25 protein-coding genes and 1 riboswitch are annotated in these 24991 nt (G+C 30.2%); of the genes, 6 read left to right on the plus strand and 19 right to left on the minus strand.

Going from position 1 to position 24991, the window contains the following annotated elements; translation table 11 throughout:
- Nucleotides 1–28: 28 nt before the first annotated feature.
- From ASHG_RS06130 to ASHG_RS06145, 4 genes are all read right to left on the minus strand, one after another.
- Complete coding sequence (locus ASHG_RS06130) at nucleotides 29–1219, minus strand: peptidoglycan bridge formation glycyltransferase FemA/FemB family protein (RefSeq protein ID WP_040398223.1); 1191 nt, start codon at nucleotides 1217–1219, stop codon at nucleotides 29–31.
- Nucleotides 1220–1255: 36 nt separating this feature from the next.
- Nucleotides 1256–2476, minus strand: coding sequence for a peptidoglycan bridge formation glycyltransferase FemA/FemB family protein (locus tag ASHG_RS06135; protein WP_051145890.1), 1221 nt, complete (start codon nucleotides 2474–2476; stop codon nucleotides 1256–1258).
- A 219-nt stretch (nucleotides 2477–2695) separates the two neighbouring features.
- Entirely contained in the window at nucleotides 2696–4621 is a 1926-nt protein-coding gene (gene thrS, locus ASHG_RS06140) for a threonine--tRNA ligase (RefSeq protein WP_040398224.1), read from the minus strand.
- A 338-nt stretch (nucleotides 4622–4959) separates the two neighbouring features.
- The gene (locus tag ASHG_RS06145; RefSeq protein ID WP_040398225.1) at nucleotides 4960–5199 is read right to left on the minus strand and encodes a hypothetical protein; all 240 of its coding nucleotides are present in this window, start codon (nucleotides 5197–5199) and stop codon (nucleotides 4960–4962) included.
- A 250-nt stretch (nucleotides 5200–5449) separates the two neighbouring features.
- Here ASHG_RS06145 and ASHG_RS06150 point away from each other — a divergent pair, with 250 nt between their 5' ends.
- The 5 genes from ASHG_RS06150 (at nucleotide 5450) to ASHG_RS06170 (ending at nucleotide 9321) form a co-directional block, all read left to right on the plus strand.
- Nucleotides 5450–7000: an AbgT family transporter gene (locus tag ASHG_RS06150; RefSeq protein WP_040398226.1), complete on the plus strand. Its 1551-nt coding sequence runs from the start codon at nucleotides 5450–5452 to the stop codon at nucleotides 6998–7000.
- Between the two features lie 72 nt (nucleotides 7001–7072).
- Complete coding sequence (locus ASHG_RS06155) at nucleotides 7073–7324, plus strand: type II toxin-antitoxin system Phd/YefM family antitoxin (protein WP_004817502.1); 252 nt, start codon at nucleotides 7073–7075, stop codon at nucleotides 7322–7324.
- A gap of 60 nt (nucleotides 7325–7384) precedes the next feature.
- On the plus strand, nucleotides 7385–8332 hold the full coding sequence (locus tag ASHG_RS06160) for a 2-keto-3-deoxygluconate permease (RefSeq protein ID WP_040398228.1): 948 nt from the start codon (nucleotides 7385–7387) through the stop codon (nucleotides 8330–8332).
- Nucleotides 8333–8426: 94 nt separating this feature from the next.
- Nucleotides 8427–8507, plus strand: a riboswitch (THF riboswitch).
- A gap of 40 nt (nucleotides 8508–8547) precedes the next feature.
- Nucleotides 8548–9096 carry a folate family ECF transporter S component gene (locus ASHG_RS06165; protein WP_040398230.1) on the plus strand — a complete coding sequence of 183 codons (549 nt, stop codon included), beginning with the start codon at nucleotides 8548–8550 and terminating at the stop codon, nucleotides 9094–9096.
- A 9-nt stretch (nucleotides 9097–9105) separates the two neighbouring features.
- Nucleotides 9106–9321 carry a hypothetical protein gene (locus ASHG_RS06170; protein WP_040398231.1) on the plus strand — a complete coding sequence of 72 codons (216 nt, stop codon included), beginning with the start codon at nucleotides 9106–9108 and terminating at the stop codon, nucleotides 9319–9321.
- Between the two features lie 387 nt (nucleotides 9322–9708).
- On the opposite strand, the gene ASHG_RS06175 is transcribed toward ASHG_RS06170, so the two are convergent.
- The 5 genes from ASHG_RS06175 to ASHG_RS06190 all read right to left on the minus strand — a co-directional run bounded on the left by ASHG_RS06175 (nucleotide 9709) and on the right by ASHG_RS06190 (nucleotide 13300).
- Nucleotides 9709–10386 carry a PepSY domain-containing protein gene (locus ASHG_RS06175; protein ID WP_040398233.1) on the minus strand — a complete coding sequence of 226 codons (678 nt, stop codon included), beginning with the start codon at nucleotides 10384–10386 and terminating at the stop codon, nucleotides 9709–9711.
- Between the two features lie 137 nt (nucleotides 10387–10523).
- Nucleotides 10524–11294 carry an AIM24 family protein gene (locus ASHG_RS06180; protein ID WP_040398234.1) on the minus strand — a complete coding sequence of 257 codons (771 nt, stop codon included), beginning with the start codon at nucleotides 11292–11294 and terminating at the stop codon, nucleotides 10524–10526.
- Nucleotides 11287–12225 carry an N-acetylglucosamine-6-phosphate deacetylase gene (nagA, locus tag ASHG_RS06185; protein ID WP_244264262.1) on the minus strand — a complete coding sequence of 313 codons (939 nt, stop codon included), beginning with the start codon at nucleotides 12223–12225 and terminating at the stop codon, nucleotides 11287–11289. The genes ASHG_RS06180 and nagA overlap by 8 nt, the downstream gene beginning before the upstream one ends.
- Nucleotides 12179–12415 carry a hypothetical protein gene (locus ASHG_RS09390; protein ID WP_244264263.1) on the minus strand — a complete coding sequence of 79 codons (237 nt, stop codon included), beginning with the start codon at nucleotides 12413–12415 and terminating at the stop codon, nucleotides 12179–12181. The genes nagA and ASHG_RS09390 overlap by 47 nt, the downstream gene beginning before the upstream one ends.
- A gap of 171 nt (nucleotides 12416–12586) precedes the next feature.
- A complete protein-coding gene (locus ASHG_RS06190; RefSeq protein WP_040398235.1) occupies nucleotides 12587–13300 on the minus strand; it encodes a putative ABC transporter permease in 714 nt (237 codons plus the stop codon).
- A 142-nt stretch (nucleotides 13301–13442) separates the two neighbouring features.
- On the opposite strand from ASHG_RS06190, the gene ASHG_RS06195 reads away from it, so the two are divergent.
- Nucleotides 13443–15095 carry an FAD-dependent oxidoreductase gene (locus tag ASHG_RS06195; protein WP_040398237.1) on the plus strand — a complete coding sequence of 551 codons (1653 nt, stop codon included), beginning with the start codon at nucleotides 13443–13445 and terminating at the stop codon, nucleotides 15093–15095.
- A gap of 20 nt (nucleotides 15096–15115) precedes the next feature.
- Here ASHG_RS06195 and ASHG_RS06200 read toward each other — a convergent pair whose 3' ends face one another.
- The 10 genes from ASHG_RS06200 to ASHG_RS06245 form a co-directional block, all read right to left on the minus strand.
- A complete protein-coding gene (locus ASHG_RS06200; RefSeq protein WP_040398239.1) occupies nucleotides 15116–16486 on the minus strand; it encodes a hemolysin family protein in 1371 nt (456 codons plus the stop codon).
- A gap of 93 nt (nucleotides 16487–16579) precedes the next feature.
- Nucleotides 16580–17221 carry a V-type ATP synthase subunit D gene (locus ASHG_RS06205; protein ID WP_040398241.1) on the minus strand — a complete coding sequence of 214 codons (642 nt, stop codon included), beginning with the start codon at nucleotides 17219–17221 and terminating at the stop codon, nucleotides 16580–16582.
- A gap of 3 nt (nucleotides 17222–17224) precedes the next feature.
- Entirely contained in the window at nucleotides 17225–18616 is a 1392-nt protein-coding gene (locus ASHG_RS06210; RefSeq protein WP_040398242.1) for a V-type ATP synthase subunit B, read from the minus strand.
- Nucleotides 18616–20382 (minus strand): V-type ATP synthase subunit A, encoded by a 1767-nt coding sequence (locus tag ASHG_RS06215; protein ID WP_040398243.1) that lies wholly within the window; start codon nucleotides 20380–20382, stop codon nucleotides 18616–18618. Before ASHG_RS06215 ends, ASHG_RS06210 begins: the two co-directional genes overlap by 1 nt.
- Before the next feature lie 13 nt (nucleotides 20383–20395).
- Nucleotides 20396–20707, minus strand: coding sequence for a V-type ATP synthase subunit F (locus ASHG_RS06220; protein ID WP_040398244.1), 312 nt, complete (start codon nucleotides 20705–20707; stop codon nucleotides 20396–20398).
- A complete protein-coding gene (locus tag ASHG_RS06225) occupies nucleotides 20700–21695 on the minus strand; it encodes a V-type ATP synthase subunit C (RefSeq protein ID WP_040398246.1) in 996 nt (331 codons plus the stop codon). Before ASHG_RS06225 ends, ASHG_RS06220 begins: the two co-directional genes overlap by 8 nt.
- Nucleotides 21696–21705: 10 nt before the next feature.
- Complete coding sequence (locus tag ASHG_RS06230) at nucleotides 21706–22257, minus strand: V-type ATP synthase subunit E (RefSeq protein ID WP_040398248.1); 552 nt, start codon at nucleotides 22255–22257, stop codon at nucleotides 21706–21708.
- A gap of 9 nt (nucleotides 22258–22266) precedes the next feature.
- The gene (locus tag ASHG_RS06235) at nucleotides 22267–22734 is read right to left on the minus strand and encodes a V-type ATP synthase subunit K (protein WP_040398250.1); all 468 of its coding nucleotides are present in this window, start codon (nucleotides 22732–22734) and stop codon (nucleotides 22267–22269) included.
- Nucleotides 22727–24667 (minus strand): V-type ATP synthase subunit I, encoded by a 1941-nt coding sequence (locus tag ASHG_RS06240; RefSeq protein ID WP_040398251.1) that lies wholly within the window; start codon nucleotides 24665–24667, stop codon nucleotides 22727–22729. The genes ASHG_RS06235 and ASHG_RS06240 overlap by 8 nt, the downstream gene beginning before the upstream one ends.
- Complete coding sequence (locus ASHG_RS06245) at nucleotides 24654–24977, minus strand: ATP synthase subunit G (protein ID WP_040398428.1); 324 nt, start codon at nucleotides 24975–24977, stop codon at nucleotides 24654–24656. Before ASHG_RS06245 ends, ASHG_RS06240 begins: the two co-directional genes overlap by 14 nt.
- Between the last annotated feature and the right edge of the window lie 14 nt (nucleotides 24978–24991).

The following is a 24991-nucleotide window of genomic DNA, read 5'->3' on the forward strand; positions in this document are numbered from 1 at the left end:
TTTTTTTAAAAAAATCAAATTTTTTTTATTACTTATTGAATTTTCTTTTTATTTTTTTTACAAATTGGATAAATTTATATTTACTTGGGTTTGGATAATATGAAAATCCACCAGCTTTTCTTATTATATATCCATTGAAATTTTGTTTAAACCTCAAAACTCCATCGCTTCCATCAAAGACTCCATCAATACCATAGAAATTATAAATAGGGATATTTCTTTGGCAAATTCTTTTCATAGCTTCATATTGAAGTTTGAAAGCTCCTGGAAGTTTTTGATATTTTGTTAATGATCCACCTAAAAAATAAATAGCTTGATCTTTTAAATAAATTAAAATCATATTTGCAAGAGGAATTACATCTTTATCTGACTCAGCCCTAAATTCTTTTAGCATATCAACTTCTTTTTGCAAAGATTTTATTCTTTGTTTATTATTTTTTCCATTAGGATCCATGCCAGCTATTAATTTTTCAAGTTTTTCTATTGACTCTTTTAAATTAATTTCAGATACTAAAAATTCTGCATCATCTTTAAATTCATCATAAAAAGTTTGATAATAAGCTAATGATTTGTCACCAAATCCTTGTCTTTTTGAAGTTTCTAAAGTTAAGACCTTAAAATCTTCAATTTCATCTCTTTTTAATGGTCTTACCTTAATGTCAAGATCTTTGGCCTTTTTTATCTTTCTTCTTGCATTTGAGTTAAATGATTTTAATAATTCTTTTTCCTTATCTGGCAAAAATTCAGATAAATCTTTTACAAATTGATAATCAGCTGAACCATCATTTACAAAAATGGACTTATCTTTGGAATTATAACCAACTTTTTCCATTCTTTCAAAAAATGATGCATCTTTTTTTTCAATAAGATTTCCTTCTTGGTCATAAATCATATAGTCTTTGTCAAGTTTTATAACCAATTTTAAACAATCAAGCTCTTTAACATAATCTTTCAATTTATCATAGAAAACAAATTCATATTTTTCTTCAATTGCACTTGCTCCAACCATAAAATCTATTCTTTTACCACCATAGATTTTTCTTAAAAAAGCAAGTCCTACAGCCAAAACTTCTCCCTCATCAACAAGGCCCAAAAGCTTGGTTTCTCTATTATTACTTATCAAAACCTCATTCATCTTGCTAGTTTGCAAGAAAGAATATGATTTAACTTTTTCTAAAAATTCATCATAATCTTTTCTAGATATCTCTTTAACTATCATATAAACCTTTCTTAAATTTAAACTCTATTAAATAATTTATTTTTTTATAAACCTATCCAAAACTTTATGACCAATTGATCTTATTTTCATCAAGAACTTATATTTTGTAGGATTTGGATAATATAGGAACGCATCAGACTTCATTATAATATATCCATTGAAATTTTGCTTAAATCTCAAAATTCCCTTACTAGAATTAATGTCGTGGTTTTCTCCTTCAAAAAATACACCAAAGAAATTATAAATAGGTAAATTTCTTTTCATTGTCCTAAGCATTGCCTCATGTTGAAGGATAAAGGCACCTGGAAGTTTATGGTATTTTTCTATAGATCCTCCATAAAAATATATGGCCTCATCTTCTTGATAAATTAAAATCATATTTGCAAGATTGACTACATTAGAATCAGAATCTTTTTTATACCCTTCAAGTAAGTCTACATCTTTTTCTAAAGATCTTATTCTTTGTGTATTCTTTCTTGAATTAGGATCTAAAGATCCTATTAAATCCTTCAATTTTTTTATTGACCTATCAAAATCAATTTCTGCTGTTAAATATTCAGCCTCATCTTTAAACTCATCAAAAAACTTTGTATAATATCTTAAACTTTTGTCAGCAAAGCCTTGATTTCTTGCTGTATCTTCTGTTAATTTTTTAAAATCTTCTAATTCTTCTCTTTTTATAGGTCTTACCCTAATATCAAGTTCCTTGGCCTTTTTTATTTTTCTTCTGGCATTATTATTGAAAGATTTTAAAAGTTTTTTCTCATCATCTGGGAGAAATTCTCTCATATCCTTAACAAATTGATAATTACTTAAACCGTAATTATTTACAACAGATCCATCATTTTCAATATAGCCAACTTCTTTCATTTTTTCTACAAAAGTATGATCTGCATAAGAAGTTATATTTCCTTCTTGGTCCATGGTGGAATAAAGTTTATCTGGTTTTACCAATAATTTTATAGCACCCATTTTTTTTGCATAATTTTTTAATTTATCATAAAATATATATTCATACTTTTCTTCGAGTGCATATGCTCCAACAAAAAGATCTATTCTTTTGCTAATAAATAGTTTTTTAATAAGAGTCATACCAACTGCTAGTATTTTTCCATTATCAACCAAAGCTAAAAGTTTTGGATCAGTATAGTCTATACTTTTTACATTAGCCATTTTGCTGGTTGAATAAAAAGAATGATTTCTAATTTTTTTTAAAAATTCATCATATTCATTTTTTGAAATTTCTTTAAGTTCCATAATTACCTTTCCTTATTTTCAAATACAATCATGTCATATATATTAAAATTCTTTTTAGAATCTATTTTTTAATTTTAAAATAAATAAAATAATTATTTACTCAAATAAATAAGGGCATAAGCCCCTATTTATTATGATTTTATTATTTTTAATATTTAATTAATTATACTTTCATTTATAATACTAACAAGTTTAAATCTTATTATTTGCTATTTTTAATTAAAATATTGACTCAAGTGATTTAGAATCTCTTTCTTGGTTTAATTTTTCAATAAATTCTTCGAAAGATACGTCTTTTGTTTCTTCTCCGTCCCTATTTCTTACTATTAATTTGCCAGATTTTTCTTCGTTTTCTCCTACTACTAGCATGTAGTTTGTTCTCATAAGTTGAGCTTGTCTGATCTTATATCCTACTCCCTCGCTTCTGTGATCAACATCTACTCTGTAGCCTTCTTTTTTAATTTTTTCAGCTAAATCATCTGCAAAATCTGCAAATTTATCTGATACTGGAATGATTTCAACTTGTTTTGGATTTATCCATAATGGGAATCTTCCTGCAAATTGTTCTGTAACTGAACCAATAAATCTTTCAACTGAACCTAGAAGGGCTCTGTGAAGCATTACTGGTCTTTTCTTTTCACCGTTTTCATCTATATATGTTAAATCAAAGTTTTGTGGTAATTGGAAATCTAGTTGGATTGTTCCACATTGCCATGTTCTTTTTGCTGCATCTTCTAGGTGGAAGTCTATTTTTGGTCCGTAGAATGCTCCGTCTTTTGGATTTATTTGATAATCAATTCCTCTTTCTTTTAGGGCATCTTCTAGGGCTTTTTCTGCAAAATTCCATTCTTCAATTTTTCCCATAAAATCATCTGGTCTTGTTGATAATTCTATTTTATATTTAAAACCAAATGTTGAATATAAAAGATCTGCAAGGTCGATCATTTTAAATACTTCATCTTTTACTTGGCTTGGTAGACAATAAACGTGAGCATCATCTTGAGTAAATGTTCTTACTCTGAAAAGTCCGTGAAGGGCTCCTGATAATTCGTGTCTGTGAACTTGACCGTATTCTGCAAGTCTAATTGGAAGATCTCTGTATGAATGTGGTTCTTCACCATAAACTAAAACAGATCCAGGGCAGTTCATTGGTTTTACTGCATAATTTTCACCATCAATTTTTGTAAAATACATGTTTTCTTTGTAATGATCCCAGTGACCTGATCTATGCCACAATTCTTCGTTCATTATAAGTGGAGTTTGGATTTCACCATAACCATTTTTAGCTAAAACATCAGTCCACCAATTTAAAAGCTCATGTCTTAAAATCATTCCGTTTTCTTTAAAAAATGGGAATCCTGGAGCTTCTTCGTGGAAGGAGAATAAGTTCATTTCTTTACCAATTTTTCTGTGATCACGTCTTTTAGCTTCTTCTTGAAGTTTTATATATTCATCTAATTGTTTTTTCTTTTCAAAACTTATTCCATAAATTCTTTGAAGCATTTTTCTATCAGAATCGCCTCTCCAATAAGCTCCTGCTATAGAATTTAATTTTACAGCTTTTATAGATTTTGTTGAAAGAAGATGAGGACCCTTGCAAAGATCAATAAATACATCATCACCCATTTCATAAAGAGTGATTAATTCATCTTCTGGTAGATCTTCAATTAATTCAACCTTATATTCTTGGTTTTCCTTTTTGAAATATTCTAAAGCATCAGCTCTTGAAATTTCTTTTCTTACCATTTTCAAATCTTTTTTTGCAATTTCTTTCATTTTTGCTTCGATTTTTGGAAGATCTTCTGGAACAAATCTATGTTCAAGATCTATATCATAATAAAATCCACCATCAATTGCAGGTCCAATTGCAAATTTTGCTTCAGGCCACATTTCTTTAATTGCAGCTGCCATAACATGGCTTGATGTATGCCAGAAAATTTCTTTTCCTTCTTTATCTTCAAATTTTACAACCTTAAAATCTGAATCTTCATTTATAGGTTCAGCATAACCCATAACTTTTCCATTAACAACAGCTCCAACAGCTGATCTAAATAAGCCTTCAGAAATATCTTTTGTAACATCCCCAACGCTTACACCTTTTTCGTATTCTTTTACACTTTCGTCAGGTAATTTAATTTTAATCATCATTTACTCCTTATAATTTTTTCTATTAGTAACATTTTTTTAAATAAAAAAGACACACCATCCCAAAGGACGATGTGTCGTGGTTCCACCTTAATTTTTACTCATTGATGTTTTAAGGCAGGTCATGCCTTTCGTATTAACGAAAATATCAGGGGTGGTCTTGGGGATAATCTTTAATAAAAGCTCTCAGCTAACACTTTTTCTCTGTAAAAAAAGTAAAATCCTTACTCTTCCCGTCATCTAAAACTATTTTTCTTATAGAATTATATTACTTGCAAAATATTTTTTTGCAAATAATTTTTTAAAAAATTTATTTTATAAATTTCTTTATATTAAAATTAAGCTTTTTTTGCAAAAAATTCCATTATTTCCTTTTCTTCTTTTAGGTTTGTCCACCTATTTTCATCTTCATTCACTAGAAAATATTCATTAGGCCCTATTAGGGCAGCCTTATTTTCTACAACTGGTTCGTAGACATTATAATCTTTCCAAACGCCCAATTTTTTTATATCCTTATAAGAATCATATCTTCTTGTAACTATAGCTAAAGCTTTTTGGTATTCCTTATTATTTTCCATAATTTCTCCTTTTTATTCTTTTTCTATTGAAATTTATTATAAAGCTAATTTTCGTTTTGTCAAATTAAAGTAATAAATATTTTTACAAAATACTTTTTTCTGTCTTTTAAATTTATAGTTTGAAAATCATTGATTTTTTTATAGTAATCTTTAAAGTAACCTTATAATTTATAACAATTAACTTGCAATAATTATTTGTTTTATGGTATAATTATAAAGTATTTTTTAACATAAATTAAAAGGAGGTTTTATGTCGAAAAAAGATAAAAAAGTTAGAGATGCCAATGACGTTGGCGGATTTTTAAAATCTGTAGAAAAAATTGGTAACAAGATGCCTCATCCTGCTATTATATTTTTATTTTTAAGTATTTTAGTTGTTATTATTTCTCATTTTGCAGCAAAAGCAGGTCTTAGCGTTACTTATTTTGATGCAAAGGAAGGAGAAGAAGTTACAAAAAAAGCTATTTCTCTTCTAAATCTTGAAGGTTTAAGATATATTTTTAATTCTGCAACTGATAATTTTATGGGGTTTGCTCCTATTGGAACTGTTTTGGTTGCTATGCTTGGAGTTGGAGTTGCTGAAAACAGCGGACTTTTCGCTGCAACTTTAAAAAATTTACTTTCTGATGTTTCCCCAACTCTTTTAACTATTGCTGTAATTTTTGCAGGGATTATGTCAAATATTGCATCTGATGCGGGATATGTTGTAGTTGTTCCTTTGGGTGCTATGATTTTTGCAGCTGCTGGTAGAAATCCATTAGCTGGAATTGCTGCAGCTTTTGCTGGTGTTTCTGGTGGATTTTCTGCAAATTTACTTTTAGGAACAACTGATCCACTTTTGACAAATATTACTAACGAAGCTTTAAAGGCTGTAGGAATGGATCTTAAAATTGCTGTAACTTGCAATTATTATTTTCTTTTTGCTTCAACATTTTTAATTACTGCTGTTGGTACTTTGGTTACTACAAAAATCGTAGAAAAAAACCTTGGAGAATACAAAGGAACTTATAAGGCAGATCATAAGCCTTTAACAGATCTTGAAAAAAAAGGACTTAGAAATGCCCTTATTTCTTTAATTATTTTTGTTATTATAATGGCCCTTATGATGTTTCCTAAAAATGCTCCTTTAAAGAGTATTGATGAAAAAACTGGTCTTTTAAATTTGAATAAATTTTTGGAATATGGACTTATTCCTGCCATGATGCTTTTATTTTTAATCCCAGGAATTGTCTACGGAAAAACTGTAGGAACAATTAAATCTAGTCATGACTTGATTGATGCTATGACAAAGTCAATGGCGAGTATGGGTGGATTTTTGGTTCTAGCCTTTTTTGCAGCTCAATTTGTTGAATATTTTTCAAAGACAAATCTAGCCTTAATTTTAGCTAAAAACGGTGCAGAATTTTTACAATCAATCCACTTAAAAGGACTTCCACTTTTATTAATGTTTATTTTATTAACAGCATTTTTAAATTTATTTATGGGATCAGCCTCAGCAAAATGGGCAATTATGGCTCCAATTTTTGTTCCAATGATGGCAGAGCTTGGACTTTCTCCTGCCCTTACTCAAGTTGCTTATAGAATTGGTGATTCTTCAACAAATATCATAACCCCACTTATGTCTTATTTTGCAATGATTGTTGTATTTATGCAAAAATATGACAAGGACGCTGGCCTTGGAACCCTTACTTCAATGATGCTTCCATATTCTCTTGCATTTTTGATATCTTGGTCAGGACTTATGATTGTTTGGTATCTATTAGGACTTCCACTAGGACCAGGGGCTCCTTTGATGCTTTAGTTTTAAAAGACCCAGACGGGTCTTTTGTTTTAATTTTTTTGAAAATGGCTATAAATAGGATAGGAGGCTATGATGAAAATTGATGGTGATAATTTAGTTTCTATATCCGAGGCTAATAAAAATTTTTCAAAAATTGCAAGGATGGCTGATAAAAAAGGATCGGCTGTTATTTTAAAGAATAACAAGATTTCTTATGTGCTTTTACCATATAAGGAAATTGAAAAAGAGGAAATTTTTCCTGATGAAAATATGGAAGAGATAGCCCAAAGGCTTATTGAAAAAATCAAGGATGAATATAATATTCAATTGAAATTGGACCTTTAATTTTTTCTCACCCCAAGGGGTGTTTTTTTATGGGTATAATTATAAAAAGGAGATGGTTATATGTTAAAATTTATGAAAAAAATCCCTGGAGGGCTTTTGTTAATTCCCATGTTAATTTCTGCGCTTTTTGCAACATTCGCACCAAATTTTTTTAAGGTAGCGGGAATTACAGAGGCTCTTTTTACAACAAAAGGGATTAATTATATAGTAGGACTCATTTGTTTTTTATCATCTACAGCCCTAGATTTTAAAAAGTTAAAAAAGGTTATTAGAAAACAAGGATCTATTCTTTTGCTAAAGGTTATTCTTTGTTTTGGATTTGGAATTTTATTTATAAAAATATTTGGTCTAGGTGGAGTTTTTGGCATTTCTGCCCTAACTTTTATCACAGCCATTTGTTCTTTAAATCCCTCACTTTATCTTGCCCTATCCCACGATTATGGGTCAGAAGATGATGAGGCAGCCTTTGGACTTACAGGAATTTTGTGTGTGCCTGCCTTTCCAATTTTAGTATATTCAATTGCAAAAGCATCAAAAATTGATTGGACACCTGTAATTTCTGTTTTGATTCCAATAATTCTTGGAATAATTATTGGGAATTTAGATAAGGATATGGCAGGATTTTTTGGACCTGCTGTAACCATCCTAACTCCTTTTATGGGTTGGGCCTTTGGGGCAGGAATTAATATAATTGATGCGGTAAAAGCTGGTTTTCAAGGAATAATTTTAACCCTTATTTTTTACCTATTAATGTTTCCAATAATATTTTTCTTCGAAAGAAAAATATTAAAAGAAAACGGGATTACGACTTTTGGAATTTCATCCATAGCTGGACTTTCAGTTTCAGTACCAGCAATAATAGCAAATTCAGACCCTTCTGTTGCAGCAATGTCCCAAACAGCAATAGCCCAAATAGCCCTAGGAGTTGTCCTTACCAGTATAATAACACCAATACTTACAGGAATTTATACAAAAAAAATGGGGATAGAAAAAAATAAAAGAGCTTAATTAGCTCTTTTTTTATTTTTTTCAATTCTTTTTATAAATTTTTAATTTCTACTTTCTTCCAACAGATGATATAATTATAAGGTAAAATTTAATAGGTAGAGTAGGGCTAAGGCGTTAAGTGCTGGAAAATGGGATGTTGTTTTCAGACGAAAGATTTTAGTCCGCATCCGCTACATCATTTCCTATGATGGCAGACTACCAAATAGGAGGAAAAAATGAAAAATTTAAAAAACATCAGAACCTTGATTTTGCTATCATTTTTTATAGCATTATCCATTGTAGTTTCAAGATTTTTTTCTATAACTACAGTAAGCAGAAAAATCGGTCTAGGATTTATAGTAACAGCAGCTATGTGTTCAATTTTTAACCCATCTCTTGCTGTTCTTGCATCAATAATTATTGATGTGGTATCAAATCTTATATTTCCAACAGCTGGAGGATTTTATTTTCCCTTTATCACAACAAAAATTGCAGCTGCTTTGATTTATACTTACTTTTTTTATAGAAAGGAAATTACAAGAAAAAATATTGTATTTTGTACTATTTTAAATTCACTTGTCACAAGTTTATTTTTAAACACCCTATGGACAAGCCAGCTTACTGGCAATCCTTTTATGGCACAATTTATGCTAAGAGTTCCAACAATGGCAATAAATTTTGTATTTCATACCATAGTTTTGATAGTAATCCTTCCAAAACTTGCAAAGATTTTAAGGATTGAAATCAAAAAATTAGGAGCCCAACCAGAAAACGCTCCTTACTAGGAGAATTTTATGAAATTATTAAAAATAATAAGTTTAATTTTAGCCCTTGCCTTTATATTTTTCGGCTACAATATCTATTTTAGGGAAAAATATAAGCTAATAAATAACTTTGAAAAAGATTATAAAAATGGATTAAAGGATGAAAATTATGCAAAAAAAGTGGGTATGGTTGAATTAATACTCGGTATTTTATTCTTTCTAATTTTTTTAAAAATTTCTTTATGATAAAATATACTTGATATTTTGCAAACATCTCTATACCTTGTGTAGGGAGGTGATAAAAATGCATATAGAAGACTTGTTAACTACTATTGCTCTTAATATAATGGCAAATGCAATTTATGATTGCATTAAGATTCTAATTGAAGTTAAGAGTAGAGCAAAACATTAAGAAAAAAGACAGGAGTTGCAGCTCCTGTCTTTTTAAATGCATATAACTTGTTAACTTCTATACACTTTCATTATACAAGCTAAAATTTTAAAATCAATATTTAAAAATAAACAAACAAAAAGCAGGAGTTATCCTGCCTTTTGCCAATGTAATAGCATATCATATAAATATTATATACTAATTTTTTTAAAAAATCAATAACTTTATAAATATTTATAAAATTATTTTTGAATTATATCTAGTGTCTCAGCGTCAAGCTCTACATCATCTCCGCCAACTACGTCGATTTCGTAAACTGTTTTGCCTTGATCGTTTACATCTAATTCATAAGATTTTACAAAACCTTTGTTGTTTTCTAAGGCTTTTGCTATTGCTTCTTTTGGAGCTTTAACTTTTGTAAAGTCAATTGCCTTATCTTCTTGGTCATCGTCTTTATCTTGTTCTTTTGATATAACTTCTCCACTTTCAGCATCTATTTTTGCTTCAAATTCTTCATTACCTTTGAATCCACTGATGTCATAAGAATATTTATCGTTATCTTTGTCAAATTCTACTGATGAAACTTCAATTCCGTCAACTTTAAAAGCTTCTTTGAATTTATTTACAGCATCATCAAGAGATATAGCAAATTCTTTTTCTTCTATTCCTGTTGTAGCTTGGTCAACTTTTTCTTCAGCTTCATCTTTTTTGTTAGAAACATCGCTTTTTATTTCTTCTTTTTTATCTTCAGCTTTTTCTTTTGTTGAAGCAACTTCTTCAGATACAGCTGCCTTTGCATTGCTTGCTGCGTCTTTTGCATCTTCTTTTGCTTGTTTAGCATTTTCTCCAGAACATGCTGAAAGTAAAAGAGCAAGAGCTAGTGCTGATGCACCATATTTTAAATTTTTTTTCAATTTCATAATTCCCTCCGATTATTTTAAATCTTTACAATTTAAATATACTACTTTTATTAAATTAAACAAGTATTGATATTTTTTAAATAATATTCACTTTTGCATTAAGTTTGTTTATTAATTTTAAATTAATAAATATTCCTTTATTTTTCCATATAATTTAAAGGAGCAAGTAAAATTTTCCCACTTCCCTTATATACATTTACAAATCCTTCTTCAGTCATAGCTGATGATACTAGGGATTTGGATGCTTTTTTCACTGAAAAATCTAGGCTATCTGACCAAGCTATGGCGTAAGATCCGTCAATTTTAATTTGGTCATTTTCAAGTTCTATTTCTATCAAGTCATCTTTTGCTATGGGACTTTCTAAGGCAAGGATTCCCTCTCCTTCTAATTTTAAATTAAATATGCCCTCGTTTCCCATCAAGGACGATGAGAGGTTAGTCCTTGTTTTTATTTTTTGTTTTAAATTTGATGTACATGCTAAAAAATATCCATCTTCTAGGACAATGGAATTATTCCACTCAGCTAAATCTATTAAGATTATATGCTTGTAGGTAGGTTCTAAAATAACCCTTCCACTTCCCCTGTATTCTGGTTTTACGGCACTTTCTTTTGTCACAGATCCTTTGATAGATTTTGAAAAGAAATCTCCTATTCCTTTTATACCACTTGTTAATTCTACATCTCCAACCATCCATTGCATGGCACCTGTTTGGCTTGTCACAGGTGAAATTGATAGGTCACAGGATAATTGTCTTTTTCTAATTTGCATTTTTGATGAAAAATATTCGCTCATGGCAAAATTTTTGTCGACTGAGAGATTTTTTTGGTATTCTAAAACCTTAAAGGGTCCTTTTTCTTCTTTGATTTCTATATTTGGGTTGTCATAAAAATTATTTATTTTAAACACTGTATTTCTCCTGTCCATTTAAAAATGTTTTTAGTAAGTTTAAATCATAGTCTAATAAAATAAAGTCAGCATCGTATCCTACTTTTATTTTCCCACAAAGATTGTCTATTCCTACAGATTTTGCAGGGATTAAAGATGCCATTTGAACTGCTTCAAATATATCTGCTATATCCCAATCAACCACATTTTTGACAGCTTCTTTTAATTTTAAAATTGATCCTGCAAGATTTCCAGACTCAAGCCTTGCTGTCCCATCTTTAACTTCTACTGGAAAATCTCCCAATTTATAGGCCCCATTAGGCATTCCTCCTGCCATCATGCAATCGGTAATTAGGGCGATTTTTTGGTAGCCTTTTTTATTTATTAAAATTTCACAAGCGATAGGATTTACATGGTGGCCATCACAAATTAATTCTGAAATTGCATCAGAATTCATGGCAGCTCCTACCATACCAGGATTTCTATGATGAAGGCCACTCATAGCATTAAAGGTGTGGACAAATATATTTGCTCCATCATCTACTGCTTTTATCGCCTGGTCATAAGATGCATCAGAATGGCCAAGGGCCACATAAACTCCCATGGCATTTGCTTTTTTAATAAATTCTTCTGTATTTTTTCTTTCTGGTGCTATGGCAATTTTATTTACCAAACCCTTTGACAATTCTTTCCATTTTTTTAATTTTTCTATATCGGGATCGGACATATATTTTTCGTTTTGGGCCCCCTTGTATTTTTCTGTAAAAAATGGACCTTCCAAAAATATTCCCCTAACTTTTGCACCCTTTACATCTTTATATTCTTCTCCAACTACTTCTACTGCCTTATTTAATCTATCGGTTGAATCTGTAAGAGTTGTTGGTAAAAATGATGTTACTCCTGTTTCAAGTAAACCCCTTGAAATTATATCCAAAGCTCCTTTTTTTGGCATTCATTATATCCTCATTTTTATATCCGTGAATATGGGTGTCCACAAGTCCTGGAGCTAAAATTCCTTCTAAGTATTCAAATTCTTCTGGCTCATTTTTAGAAAATGATTTTACTTTTCCATCTTCCACTTCTACAAATAAATCCTTTTCAATTTTATCTTCTAATATTACATAATCTGCTTTGTAAATCATAGATTCTCCTTTTCTTTTCTACTTTTTACAATACCGAATTAAAGATATTTTTTCAATATATTTTTGGTGAAAAAATATTTTAGAATCTAGTTTCAATCTAGGTCTTAATATAAATTAAAAGAGACGGGAAATATCCCGCCTTCTTACATTTTATAGTCTTGATTTTCTTTTCTATCTGCTTCTATTTTTTCTATTTTTTTCAATTATCTTCTTGGCAATTTTATTTCTTCTTTCACTCATCTTAAATGATACTACACTTCTTAGTAACTTTGGATTGAAGGATTTCTTCTTTTTATAAAAATTATCCACTCTTTGAGTCATTCTTTCTTGAAAGTTTTCTTCAATTTCATCTAGTTCTTTTTGGAAATTAGTTAAGTTTATTACTGTGAGTGTTAAATCTGATGAATGAATTCCTATCAAAATAAAAGGTAGAATTATAACTAAAATTTCTGGCAAAAGAAAATACAAATCCTCTGCCATAGGAATTAAATAATTCATAACTAAAATTGCCGCAAGTCCAAATCCAATAGAAGTTGGAACTGATGTTCTCCCATTTAAATTTAAGGGAACATCTGTATAATCCCACCATCTTGAATGAAATAGTTTTTCAAGAATATATGATGTAGGATATTCCAAAATCATGGAAACTATAAAACCAACAATAAAAATTTGTAACGAAGAAAGTCTTTCAAGTATTCCTTCATTTACTAAATCATAAGCAAAAAGAGCAAAAATAGAACCAAAACCATAAATTGGACAAAGTGGCCCGTACAAAAATCCTCGATTTTGCCATTTTTGATTTTGAGCTGTGCAATAAATACTTTCCCAAACCCATCCCAAAAGAGCAAAGAAAAAATAAAAAATTATATATCTATTAATTATCATAAATCACCTATTTCTAAATTTTTAATTCTTTTACTAATATTATAAGCTATTTTAATAAATAATAAAAATTTATGAGTGATTTTCCTCAAAATTTTAAAACACTAATTATTATCATTTGGGTAAAAGTATAAGGAGGTGAATTATGAAAATAGTTATAATAGGAGCAGTTGCAGCAGGAGCAACTTGCGCAACTAATTTAAGAAAACTTTCAGATGAAAACGAAATAATTTTACTTGAAAAAGGTAGGGACACTTCTTTTAAAAATTGCGAAATTCCATATTATCTTTCCTACATGGTAGAAGATAAGGAAGATTTGATAGCAAGAAGACCAAAAGAATTTAAGAAAAAAAACAATATAGATGCTAGAAATTTTTCAGAAGTTGTAAAAATAAATAGAAACGAGAAATTTGTAGAAGTTAAAGATTTAAAGAAAAATGAAATATACAAAGAAAAATACGACAAATTAGTCATAGCAACAGGAGCATCTCCTTTTATTCCAGATTCTATTAAAGGCTTGGATAAAGAAAGAAAAAATGTCTTTAAGGTTGAAAATGTAGTAGACGTTGAAAATATTAGAAAATATATTAAAGAAAATAAGGCAAAAAAAGTCATTGTAAATGGTGCAGGTTTTATAGGAATTGAAAGTGCAGAAAACTTAAATGAACTTGACCTTGATATATCTCTTGTTGTAAGAACTAGAGTTTTGGGAAATATTGATGAAGAATTGGCTGGATTTGTAGAAGAAAATATTTCTAAACATATAAATTTAATAAAAAACGATGAAATTGTAGAAGTAAAAGACCAAAAACTAATATTTAAAAGCGGAAAAGAACAATCTTACGACGTTTTGATAAACGCAATTGGTGTAAGACCAAATTCAAAACTTGCAGAAGAAGCTGGTCTTAAACTTACAAAATCTCATGCAATAGAAACCGACAGAAATTTAAAAACAAATGACCCAGATATTTATGCCATTGGCGATGTAATAGAAGTTTATAATAAAATTACAAGAACAAAATCAAAATTAAATCTAGCATGGCCAGCTCACAGACAGGCAAAATTCGTAGCAAAACATATAATGGGAAAAGCCAAAAAATCCCCATCATTTATAGGATCATTTGCTCTAAGATCATTCGATATGAATATTGGCTCAACAGGACTTAGCAAAAAACAATTAGATACGGCAAAAATCCCTTACAAATCAACCCTAATAACCCATAACGATTCAGTAAATATCCTTCCATATTCAAAGCCTATGAATATGAAAATTTCCTTCGATCCTTACACAGGGAAAATTTATGGTTTTCAAGCAGTAGGACCTGGAGATGTAGTAAAAAGAGTCGACATTGTAGCAGGATTAATTGGAATGGGAGCTGATATTTATGATCTTTATAATACAGAAATATCCTATCAACCAATATTTTCTACCCCAGAAGATGCTCTAAACACCCTTGCAAGTCAAGCTATAGATGTTTTTGAAGAGAAAATAAAAAACATAGAAATACCAGAATTAGAAAATAAAAAAGATGAATTTATTATAGTTGATATTAGAGAAAAAGAAAAATATGACAAATCTCATATAAAAAACGCCATAAATATTCCTACAAATCAAATAACCCCCCATGATTTTAAAAATAAAAACAAATACCTAATCTATTGTCAAAGTGGAATAATGGCAAAATCTGTTGTAAATAAATTACAAAAACAAGGACTAAATAATATTTACTACCTAGAAGGATCAATGAATTACCTTGAAAAATACCAAAAAACTATGGGGGTAGATATTTTAGAATAAATAAAAAACACTACTATGTATTAATTAGTAGTGTTTTTTTCTGTCTTTTTTTTATTCTCATCCAAATTTTTTTCGGACTTATTTATTTTTTTAACTCTTACAATTTTTATCCTAGTTTCTTCTATATAAAGGATTTTAAATTCATAATCCTTATAAATTACAGCTTGGTCGCAATCATCATCTGGTATAAAGCCTAACTTATCAATTATAAATCCACCAACTGTATCGTATTGGACATTTTCTTCATCAATATCTAGTCCCAAAATATCATTTAAATCTTTTATTGAAGTTGAACCCTTTACTATATAAGAACCTTTTGTTGAAGTTCTAATATCTGGAAGGTCCTTGTCGAATGTGTCGTCCATATCTCCAACAATTTCTTCTACCAAATCTTCCATGGTAACAATACCTGAAAATCCACCATACTCATCAATCAAAATCGCCATATGTGTATGGTCTTTTTGCATTTGGGAAAATAATTTATCAGTTTCAATTTTTTCTGGTACAAAAAATGCTGGTTTTATCAATTTTCTTATATCAACACTTGCTATTCCAACATCTATGGCCTCTAAAAGATAATCTTTTGTATAAATTATTCCAAGAATATTATCGACTTCATCATCATAGACCGGAATTCTTGAATGTTTTAATTTAATAAATTCATCCAAATATTTCCTATCCCTATCTTTTATGTCAATCATAAATACTTCAGGCCTTGCTGTCATTATTTCTTCAGCCCACACATCATCAAATTCCATAATCGAATTTATCATTTTTGATTCCAAAGGTCTCAAAACTCCTTGGTCTTCTCCGACTTGGACAATTGATTTTATTTGTTCAGCTGTAACTTCTTTTTCAATAGCCTTAGATTCTATTCCAAAAATATTCATTATAAGATTTGTACTTTTGTTGACAAAGCTTACAAAAGGTTTTGTCAAAAACAAGATAAATTTTGCAAATCCAGCTGTTTTTTTGGAAATTATATAGGGATTTCTTATTCCAATTCTTTGTGGAATCATATTTGCGAAAATTCTTTTTATAATTACAAATACAATTATCATAAAAATAATTATAAGAATTTGCATAAAATCTGATTCTCTATTTAAAAATCTCCTTAATGACTCTTGTATATTTAATAAAAGATAAGCCATTGTAAAAATTGACAAAACTGCATCTTGAAAATTTTGACTTAACATTAGCCTTTGTTGATCTTGGGATATTTTTAATACATCTTTTGCTTTTTCATCTCCATTTTCTACCATATCTCTTAATTTTTGATGATTTAGGGAAGTTAAAGATGAAAATATCATATTTATAAGAGCATTTAAAATAATAAGTGCCAAAACTATTAAAAAAATTGTTAATTTCGCGTAGGGTCCTTCCGTATCCATTCATTTCTCCTTTAAAATTTATGTATTAAAAGGACGCTTAACACGTCCCTTTTTCCTTTATTACTAAACTATGAATTTTTCTATTTTCAAGACTTAAGCTTCGGATATAATATCTTTGACTTTCATTAATCTTGAAATAGTTGCTCTTTCATTTTCTTCTAGCTTAGCTCTAATATATTTTATTGTTTCTTCCAAATCTGGAATTGTCCTATATTCTAGGGCATTTACCCTTCTTCTTGTTCCTTCAATTTCATCTGCCATAAGTTGAGTTGATTTTTCAAGTTCTGCCAAGGTTAGAAGTTTATCCATCACCTTATTTAATCCATTAATGGCAAGATCCAAATCAGCTGATGTTTGGGCAAGTCCATAAGGATACATAGAGGCATTTTCATTTCCTCCCTTGTCAATTTTAAATTCCATTTTAGGAATTCTAACACTCATGACATTTTTAACTTTTATATCTACCCCAATTTTTTGAGTTGGAAAACTTACAGCTTCTTCCAAAAATTCTGGGCTCATAAAAGATGATGCCATCAAAAATCCTTTTGAAGAATCTTTCAAATCAGTCTCAACTTCTTCACGAAGTCTTTTATTTTCCCTAATTTTTTCAAGAAATTGTCTCATTAGCTCATCTTGCTTATCTTTTAAAAGTTTATATCCTCTTTTTGATGTAGCAAGTCTTTTCTTTAGGGTATTTAAATTCATCCTGGTTGGAGTTACATTAAGCCTTGCCATAGCCTAAGACTCCTTTTTGTTTTCGTCTTTATCCAAATATTTATCGATTAATTCGTCATCGATTCTCTTAAGTTCAGATTTTGGTATGATTTTTAATAATTCCCAACCAAGATTTAGGGTATCTTCTATGGTTCTATTTGTGTAGAAACCTTGATTTATATATTCTTCTTCAAATCTTTTTGCAAATTCTGCAAAGGCAAGGTCTGCTTTTGATAGGGCAGAATCTCCAAGGATTTTTTGAAGCTCTCTTGCATCAACTCCTGATGCGTATGCTGCATAAATTTGGTTCATTGTATCAGCATGATCTTCTCTTGTTTTTCCCTCACCAATTCCCTTATCTTTAAGTCTTGATAGGGATGGAAGAATTGAAACTGGTGGTTGAACACCTTGGTTATACAATTCATTTGAAAGAATAATTTGTCCTTCTGTAATATATCCTGTCAAATCTGGAATTGGGTGAGTTATATCATTTTCTGGCATGGTTAAAATTGGAATTTGGGTAATGGTACCTGGTTTTCCTTTTAATTTTCCAGCTCTTTCATATAAAGTAGCAAGGTCTGTATAAAGATATCCTGGATATCCACGACGACCTGGAACTTCTTTTCTTGCTGCTGAAACTTCACGAAGGGCTTCTGCGTAGTTTGTCATATCTGTCATTATAACCAAAACTTGCATATTCTTTTCAAACGCCAAATATTCTGCTGCTGTAAGAGCCATTTTTGGTGTTGATAAACGTTCGATTGCAGGGTCATCTGCAAGGTTTATAAACATTACTGACCTGTCCAAAGCTCCTGTTTTTTCAAAATCTTGTCTAAAAAATTGAGCTTCTTCAAAGGTGATTCCTATAGCTGCAAAAACTACAGCAAAGTCTTCGCTATCGTTTAATACTTTTGCTTGTCTTGCAATTTGAGCTGCAAATTTGTTATGTGGAAGTCCTGAGCCTGAAAATATTGGAAGTTTTTGTCCACGAACAAGGGTATTTAATCCGTCGATTGTTGATACACCTGTTTGAATAAATTCTGATGGATAATCACGGCTTACAGGATTTATTGCAACTCCGTTTACATCTCTTTTTTCTTCAGGAATTATTGATGGACCATCATCAATTGGTCTTCCAAGTCCATCAAAAGTTCTTCCAATCATATCTTCGCTTACGCCAAGTTCTAGTGGTCTACCTAAAAATCTTACTGCAGTGGATTTTAAGTTAATTCCAGAAGAACCTTCGAAAAGTTGGACAACAGCGTTATTTTCATCAACTTCTATAACTCTTCCTCTTCTTCTTTCTCCTGTTTGAAGTTCTATATCTACTAGTTCTTCAAAGTTAACTCCACTAACATCTTCTACAAGCATTAGGGGTCCAACTACTTCTGATACGCTTTTATATTCTTTTAGCATTATTCATCCTCCCCCTTTGCTACAGCTTCTTTACATTCCCTGTCTATTTGTTCTTTAACTTGGTCAAATTCTTCCAAGTTTTCATCCTTTATCAATTTTAATCTTGTGATTTTTTCTTTAACTTCAAGTTCTTCAAGTTCGTCAAGATTTGCCCCATCTGATAGAGCCTCTAGACTTTTGTCATAGAAGTAGAGTATTGTATCAAGCATTAAATCTTGTTTTTCCATTGGACAGAAAGCGTCTGTTTCATGGAAGGCATTTTGTTGTAAGAAATCTTCTCTTAGTGATTTTGTTACATCAAGTTTTAATTTATCATCATCACTTAAGCCATCACGACCAATTAATCTTACAATTTCTTGTAGAGATGATTCTTGTTGAAGCAGACTCATTGCTCTCATTCTATTTTTTGAGAATTTTTCATCTACAGTTTTATCTATATATGAATCCATCTTGTCTTGGTAAAGTGAGTATGAATTTAACCAATTTATAGCTGGGAAGTGTCTTTGGTAAGACAAATCATAATCAAGTCCCCAGAATACTTTTACTATACGAAGAGTTGATTGGGTAACAGGTTCTGATAAATCTCCACCTGGAGGAGAAACTGCTCCTATTACAGAAAGTGATCCTTCTTTTTCTACTTGTCCATTTACTATAACTTTTCCACTTCTTTCGTAAAAATCTGCTATACGACTTGCAAGATATGCTGGGAATCCTTCGTCTCCTGGCATTTCTTCCAAACGTCCACTCATTTCACGAAGGGCCTCTGCCCATCTTGATGTAGAATCTGCCATTAGGGCAACTGAATATCCCATATCTCTGTAATATTCTGCCAAGGTGATTCCTGTATAAACACTGGCTTCTCTGGCTGCTACTGGCATATTTGATGTGTTCGCTATAAGTACAGTTCTTTTCATGATTGATTCGCCAGTTTTTGGATCGATTAATTCTGGGAATTCATCAAGTACGTCAGTCATTTCGTTTCCACGTTCTCCACATCCTACATAAATTACAACGTCAGCATCAGCATATTTTGCAATTTGGTGTTGAATAACTGTCTTTCCTGAACCAAATGGTCCTGGTATTGATGCAGCTCCTCCTTTTGCAACTGGGAAGAAAGTATCAATAACTCTTTGTCCTGTTATAAGTGGAGTATCTGGGTCAAGTTTTCTATTAAATGGTCTTGGAGTTCTTACTGGCCATTTTTGAATCATATTTATTTCTTTATCGCCATTTTCTGTTTCAATTACAGCAACTGTTTGATCTACTGTAAATTCACCATCCTTTATTTCTTTAACTTTTCCTTTTATTCCATTTGGCACCATAATTTTATGGTTAATTACTGAAGTTTCATCAACACTTCCTAAAATATCTCCAGGAATTACTTGGTCTCCAACTTCTTTTTCTTTATTAAATTCCCATTTTTTTTCTCTATTTAGTGGTGGAGCTGTAACTCCTCTTTTAAGGAATTCTCCTGCCAATAATTCAAGTTTTTCTAGTGGTCTTTGGATTCCATCATACATTCTTTCAAGTAGTCCTGGTCCAAGTTCAACTGAAAGTGGGCTTCCTGTAGAAACTACTTCATCTCCAGGTCCTATTCCAGTTGTTTCTTCGTAAACTTGAATATTTGCAACATCCCCTCTCATCTCAATGATTTCTCCGATGAGCTTATCTTTTGAAACTTCGACCACATCATAGATATTTGCATCAGATAGTCCCTTTGCTTCTACAAGTGGACCTGATACTTTTGTGATTTTACCTTTATTCAAATTTGGTCTCCTTTTAGTTCAAAATGTTAGCTCCAACAGCTTTTTCTACACTCTTGTTTATATCTGCCATTCCAAGTCCAAGATCTTCTTTGTTGGATGGTATAAGTATAATTGCTGGAGTCATTTCTTCTCTGTATTTGTCTATAGTATCTTGGATTTTTGCTGCAAAATCTTCTGTAATAAATATTATGCCTACATTTTCTTTAGCAAGTTTATTTACAAGTTTCTTTGCAACATCTCCATCTACTGCTGTATATACGTCAACCCCCAATGCTTTAAACATTAGGACTGAATCTTTATCTCCTATTACGGCTACCCTATGCATATAGATCACGCAACCTTTCTTCCATAAATTCACGAGATAGTGAATTTAATTTGGCTGTTAGGATAATTCTTAGATTTTTAATTTCCATTTCACGACTTATAAGATAACCCATAATAACTTCTGGACCATAGCTTACTTTTTTACTTTCTTTGGCAAAGTCCATCAAGTGATTATCTATTACTTTTTCAAGATTTTGCATAGATTTATTCAAATCACTTTCTTCCATAGATTTTTTTACTTGTGGGTAACTTTTTTCTTTGAAAAATAGGTTTGAATAGGAATTTTTGTCGGCATTTAGTGAATCTCTAAAGAGATTTTTGTCGATATTTCCTCCATCTATTAGGGCTTTTTCCAATAAGTCCACACTTTGTCCTTGACCTTTTATTCTTAAAAGTGTTTTTAAGTTTGTAAGATCAATTCTTTCTTTGGTGAAATTTATCAAACTTTCATAGTCTAGATTTTCGCTATCTTCTAGAAGTTTTTCATAAAAATCTTTGTCTAAGGATAGGTCTATATCTTGAGGATCCTTATTTTCTTTATATAAATCTAAGGCTTTTTTGGCATAGGATAAATACCTATCATCATCAATTAAATCTTCTTTTAGATTTCTTTTGATCTTTACAAGGTCAATTTTTCCTATGTCTATATAAATTGAGCTATAGTCAGCATCTTGAATTAGTTCTTTTACTAGAACTTTTAAATTATGAAAATTATATTTTTCTTCCAAATAATGCACCAAATTTTCATCAGGGCTAATTTTTATCATAGCCTTGTATGAATCTAAAAGCATTTGAGATAAGACTTTTTCATAATCTTCAGGTCTGTCTATTTTTTGTATAAGTTCACCATATTTTGTATCGTTTAATGATGATAAGGCCTCTTCTAGATTGTCTGTATCTATTATCCTTTTTAAGTTTTCTGAAGTAAGGAGATTTTTTTCATATACTCTTGTTGTAATGGATGCTCGAATAAATTTTTCTCTATCCACTTAAATCACCTCACTTAAATATTTCATCAACTATTATTTTTTCTAAAGAATCTTTTTCGAAATTTACCAAGGATTTATAGGTATTATCGTAAGAAATTTTCCCATCTTTTACTATAAATCCACCATCTACGAATTCATCTGATATTTTAAGGCCGTTAAAATCATCTTCTTTAAAATGATATTTCATATCTTTTTGTAAAAGAATCTCTCCTTTTTCTATTTTTGAATCTTTTAATCTGTTCAAAACAAAGGATTTGTATGAGTTTGGACCTAGTTTTTCTAATTTTTCTACTAATTTTTCCAAAATATCTTCTACAACTTGATTTTTTGCTTCAATTTTTATATCTCTAGCTTGTCTATTTGCAGTAACTTTTGAATTATCTTTTATTCTTCCTGCTTCTTTTTGAGCATTTTTTATAATATTTGAAGCTTCTTTTTCGGCCTTTTCTTCTGATTCTTTTATTATTTCTTCTTTTCTTTTTTGACCATTAGATAGGATATGATCGGCTTCTTTTTGCCCATCTTTTCTTATTCTATCTAACAATAAATCAAGATTGTTCATAATAAGGCCTTATATATTGTTTACTAGAAGTAGGGAAATTACAAATCCTAAGATTGCATATAACTCAACCATTACTGAATAAACTATACCTTGTACGAAATTATCTTCGTTTTTAGCTAAAATATTCATACCTGATACAGCAACTTTTGCTTGAGCTACTGCTGAGAAATATCCAACTACTCCGATTGGAAGTGCTGCAAATATATAATAAAGTCCTTGTTGGAAGTTAAGGTCTCCACCTAATTTTCCTAAAATCATAAATCCAATTACAAATCCGTAAAGTCCTTGTGTACCTGGTAAAAGTTGTAGTACAAGTGCTTTACCAAATTTTGCTGGTTCTTCTACAGTAAGTCCTGCAGCTGCTTCTCCTGTCATTCCTGTTCCTTTTGCAGATCCCATACCTGATAAGAATACTGCTATAGCAACAGCTACTGCTCCCATTATGTTTCCACCATTTTCAACTAAAAAATCAACCATTGTATCCTCCTGTGATTATATTTATAAATTTACTATTTTCTATCATTTGTCTAAATTTCTTACCGCCACCTTCATAGAACTTGTTAAACATTTCTACATAAACAAGTCTTAGAGAGTGAACATATGCTGATAGGGTTGATAGGAATAGGTTAAATAATTGGAAAATTACAAAAACTATAATAGCTCCTATCTTTCCTAAAATTCCTGCAGGCCATAACATTCCTACAATCAAGTTTACTGAATAAGCTACAAATCCTCCTGAAAGAACAAGGGCCATGAGTCTTAAAAATGATACAAAATCTCCAATCCAAGAACTCATACCATATAAAGAATATAAACCACCAGCAGCTTTTCCACCGATTGATTTATTTTCACGTCCTCCAGTAAGAACAATTCCTACCATTGCAACTATCATAATAATTTTCGCAATGTTTTTTTGAGGTTCATCTAATAATATTAAAGCTATAGCTCCACCTACAGCCATATACCAGAATAATACATCAAATATTGCCCCTATTGGATCACCATCACGAATTAGCATATAGGCTTTTACGCCCAAAGCTGTAAATAATGAAATTCCACCGATTATAAGTGAAATAACCATTAGGGTGTTGAAATCTTTTTGTGTATCAATTAATCCTGGTAGAGGAATTATTCCTCCAAAAAATGAACCAAATATTAATCCAAACACACAACCTGAAAGTCCTACTCTTGTAAAAAGTCTTACCATCTTGTCAGTTGACTCTGGTAAATCTTTGAATTTTCTAAGTAAAATTGTTCCAATAAAAAGTATTAATCCATAACCCAAATCTCCAAGCATAAAACCTGTAAATATTGTATAAAAAATTGAAACTAATAATGTTGGATCAATTTCGTTATATTTTGGTAGAGAATAAGTTTCTACTACTGATTCATAAGGTTCAATAAGCTTGTTATTATCAAGAATTATCGGAACATTTGGATCATCTTTATCTGCTTCATCTACATCAAGTACAAATTCTTCTCCTAAAACTTCCTTCAAATCACTATTAAATTTATCTTTTAAATTGTGAGGAATATAGCCTTCTATAAAGTCTAATCTTTTTGTTTTTAGGAAATATTCGCTACTTGCTTCTTTTCTTCTTAAATTTTCTAGATAAGCTTGGTAAAGGTAAAAATCTTTTAAGAATTTTTTATTTTCTTTGATTTTTTCTTCGCTTTCTTCTAGATTTTTCTCGTATTTTTCAATCTCTTCTAAATTTAAGGCTATTTTTTCACTAACTTTCTTTTTGGTCTTGATATTGGCTTTTGAAAAACCATGATCTCTTAGAAATTCTCTAAATTCATCTTTTTTTTCAAGACTTGAAATAGCTATAACATAATTTAAGCTATCTTTTTTGTTAAGATCTATAATCATTGCAGTTTTAAAGTCTTTTTTTACAAAATCTGTATCAAAATCATTATAAAACTGGTCAGCTATTGATCCTACTTCTACGAAAAATCTGTGAGAATTTTCTATAGATTCAATATCTAAATCCAAACCTTTAAAAACTTCTAACTCATCATTTGAAGCCTTTAAATTTTTGATTTTTTCTTGACTTTTTTCCCTCAAATCTATTTGTTTCTTTAATTGAGGATAAATTTCGTCAAATCTGAAATTCTCGCCTTCTTTGTATAAAAGATCAAGGCTCATATCCTTTTTTTCTATAGAATTTAGTTCATCTTCTTCTAAAAACTTTTCTATAGAATTAATAGCATATTCAAGTTTTGACCTTTCTTCATCAATTCTTGCGAGTTTTTCTTGATTTTTTACCTTTTTTACATAATCTTCCTTATCATCGACCTCAAGATTGTTAAAATGAACATAGTTAAACTTTTGTAAAATATCTAGAAGGCTAGCTCTATCATTTTCAAAAGAGAAAAGATTAAACTTATCCATTTTAACTATCGCCATTATTTACAATCCTTTCTGTTAAAGAAGATAGAAGTGATTCAATTTTTCCACCATCTTGGTTTGAAATTTTCTTACTTTCTTCTTTTGCCTTGTCAATAACTGGAATTTTTTCATCATTTGCTTCTTGTTTTGCTTTTTCAATTAAATCTTGGCTTTCTTTTTTTGCCTTTTCAATTTTTTCTTTATAGGTATTTGAAGCTTCGATTTTTGATGACTCAATTATTTCTTTGGCTTTCTTTTTGGCATCGTCTACAAGTTTATCTGCAGCAATTTCTGCATCTTTAACTTGGTTAATTACATCACTTGCCATCATTCACCTCCTAC

This window comes from Anaerococcus senegalensis JC48, assembly GCF_000321005.1.
Taxonomy (GTDB): Bacteria; Bacillota; Clostridia; order Tissierellales; family Peptoniphilaceae; genus Anaerococcus; species Anaerococcus senegalensis.

What these genes read in the sequence shown, in the direction of transcription:
- ASHG_RS06175 (WP_040398233.1), bottom strand. Translation starts at nt 10,386, where the DNA reads ATGAAATTGAAAAAAAATTTAAAATATGGTGCATCAGCACTAGCTCTT.
- ASHG_RS09390 (WP_244264263.1), bottom strand. Translation starts at nt 12,415, where the DNA reads ATGATTTACAAAGCAGATTATGTAATATTAGAAGATAAAATTGAAAAG.
- ASHG_RS06240 (WP_040398251.1), bottom strand. Translation starts at nt 24,667, where the DNA reads ATGGCGATAGTTAAAATGGATAAGTTTAATCTTTTCTCTTTTGAAAAT.
- ASHG_RS06150 (WP_040398226.1), top strand. Translation starts at nt 5,450, where the DNA reads ATGTCGAAAAAAGATAAAAAAGTTAGAGATGCCAATGACGTTGGCGGA.
- ASHG_RS06160 (WP_040398228.1), top strand. Translation starts at nt 7,385, where the DNA reads ATGTTAAAATTTATGAAAAAAATCCCTGGAGGGCTTTTGTTAATTCCC.
- ASHG_RS06145 (WP_040398225.1), bottom strand. Translation starts at nt 5,199, where the DNA reads ATGGAAAATAATAAGGAATACCAAAAAGCTTTAGCTATAGTTACAAGA.
- ASHG_RS06195 (WP_040398237.1), top strand. Translation starts at nt 13,443, where the DNA reads ATGAAAATAGTTATAATAGGAGCAGTTGCAGCAGGAGCAACTTGCGCA.
- ASHG_RS06190 (WP_040398235.1), bottom strand. Translation starts at nt 13,300, where the DNA reads ATGATAATTAATAGATATATAATTTTTTATTTTTTCTTTGCTCTTTTG.
- ASHG_RS06170 (WP_040398231.1), top strand. Translation starts at nt 9,106, where the DNA reads ATGAAATTATTAAAAATAATAAGTTTAATTTTAGCCCTTGCCTTTATA.
- ASHG_RS06155 (WP_004817502.1), top strand. Translation starts at nt 7,073, where the DNA reads ATGAAAATTGATGGTGATAATTTAGTTTCTATATCCGAGGCTAATAAA.
- ASHG_RS06200 (WP_040398239.1), bottom strand. Translation starts at nt 16,486, where the DNA reads ATGGATACGGAAGGACCCTACGCGAAATTAACAATTTTTTTAATAGTT.
- thrS (WP_040398224.1), bottom strand. Translation starts at nt 4,621, where the DNA reads ATGATTAAAATTAAATTACCTGACGAAAGTGTAAAAGAATACGAAAAA.
- ASHG_RS06205 (WP_040398241.1), bottom strand. Translation starts at nt 17,221, where the DNA reads ATGGCAAGGCTTAATGTAACTCCAACCAGGATGAATTTAAATACCCTA.
- ASHG_RS06210 (WP_040398242.1), bottom strand. Translation starts at nt 18,616, where the DNA reads ATGCTAAAAGAATATAAAAGCGTATCAGAAGTAGTTGGACCCCTAATG.
- ASHG_RS06235 (WP_040398250.1), bottom strand. Translation starts at nt 22,734, where the DNA reads ATGGTTGATTTTTTAGTTGAAAATGGTGGAAACATAATGGGAGCAGTA.
- ASHG_RS06135 (WP_051145890.1), bottom strand. Translation starts at nt 2,476, where the DNA reads ATGGAACTTAAAGAAATTTCAAAAAATGAATATGATGAATTTTTAAAA.
- ASHG_RS06130 (WP_040398223.1), bottom strand. Translation starts at nt 1,219, where the DNA reads ATGATAGTTAAAGAGATATCTAGAAAAGATTATGATGAATTTTTAGAA.
- nagA (WP_244264262.1), bottom strand. Translation starts at nt 12,225, where the DNA reads ATGCCAAAAAAAGGAGCTTTGGATATAATTTCAAGGGGTTTACTTGAA.
- ASHG_RS06165 (WP_040398230.1), top strand. Translation starts at nt 8,548, where the DNA reads ATGAAAAATTTAAAAAACATCAGAACCTTGATTTTGCTATCATTTTTT.
- ASHG_RS06220 (WP_040398244.1), bottom strand. Translation starts at nt 20,707, where the DNA reads ATGCATAGGGTAGCCGTAATAGGAGATAAAGATTCAGTCCTAATGTTT.
- ASHG_RS06245 (WP_040398428.1), bottom strand. Translation starts at nt 24,977, where the DNA reads ATGGCAAGTGATGTAATTAACCAAGTTAAAGATGCAGAAATTGCTGCA.
- ASHG_RS06230 (WP_040398248.1), bottom strand. Translation starts at nt 22,257, where the DNA reads ATGAACAATCTTGATTTATTGTTAGATAGAATAAGAAAAGATGGGCAA.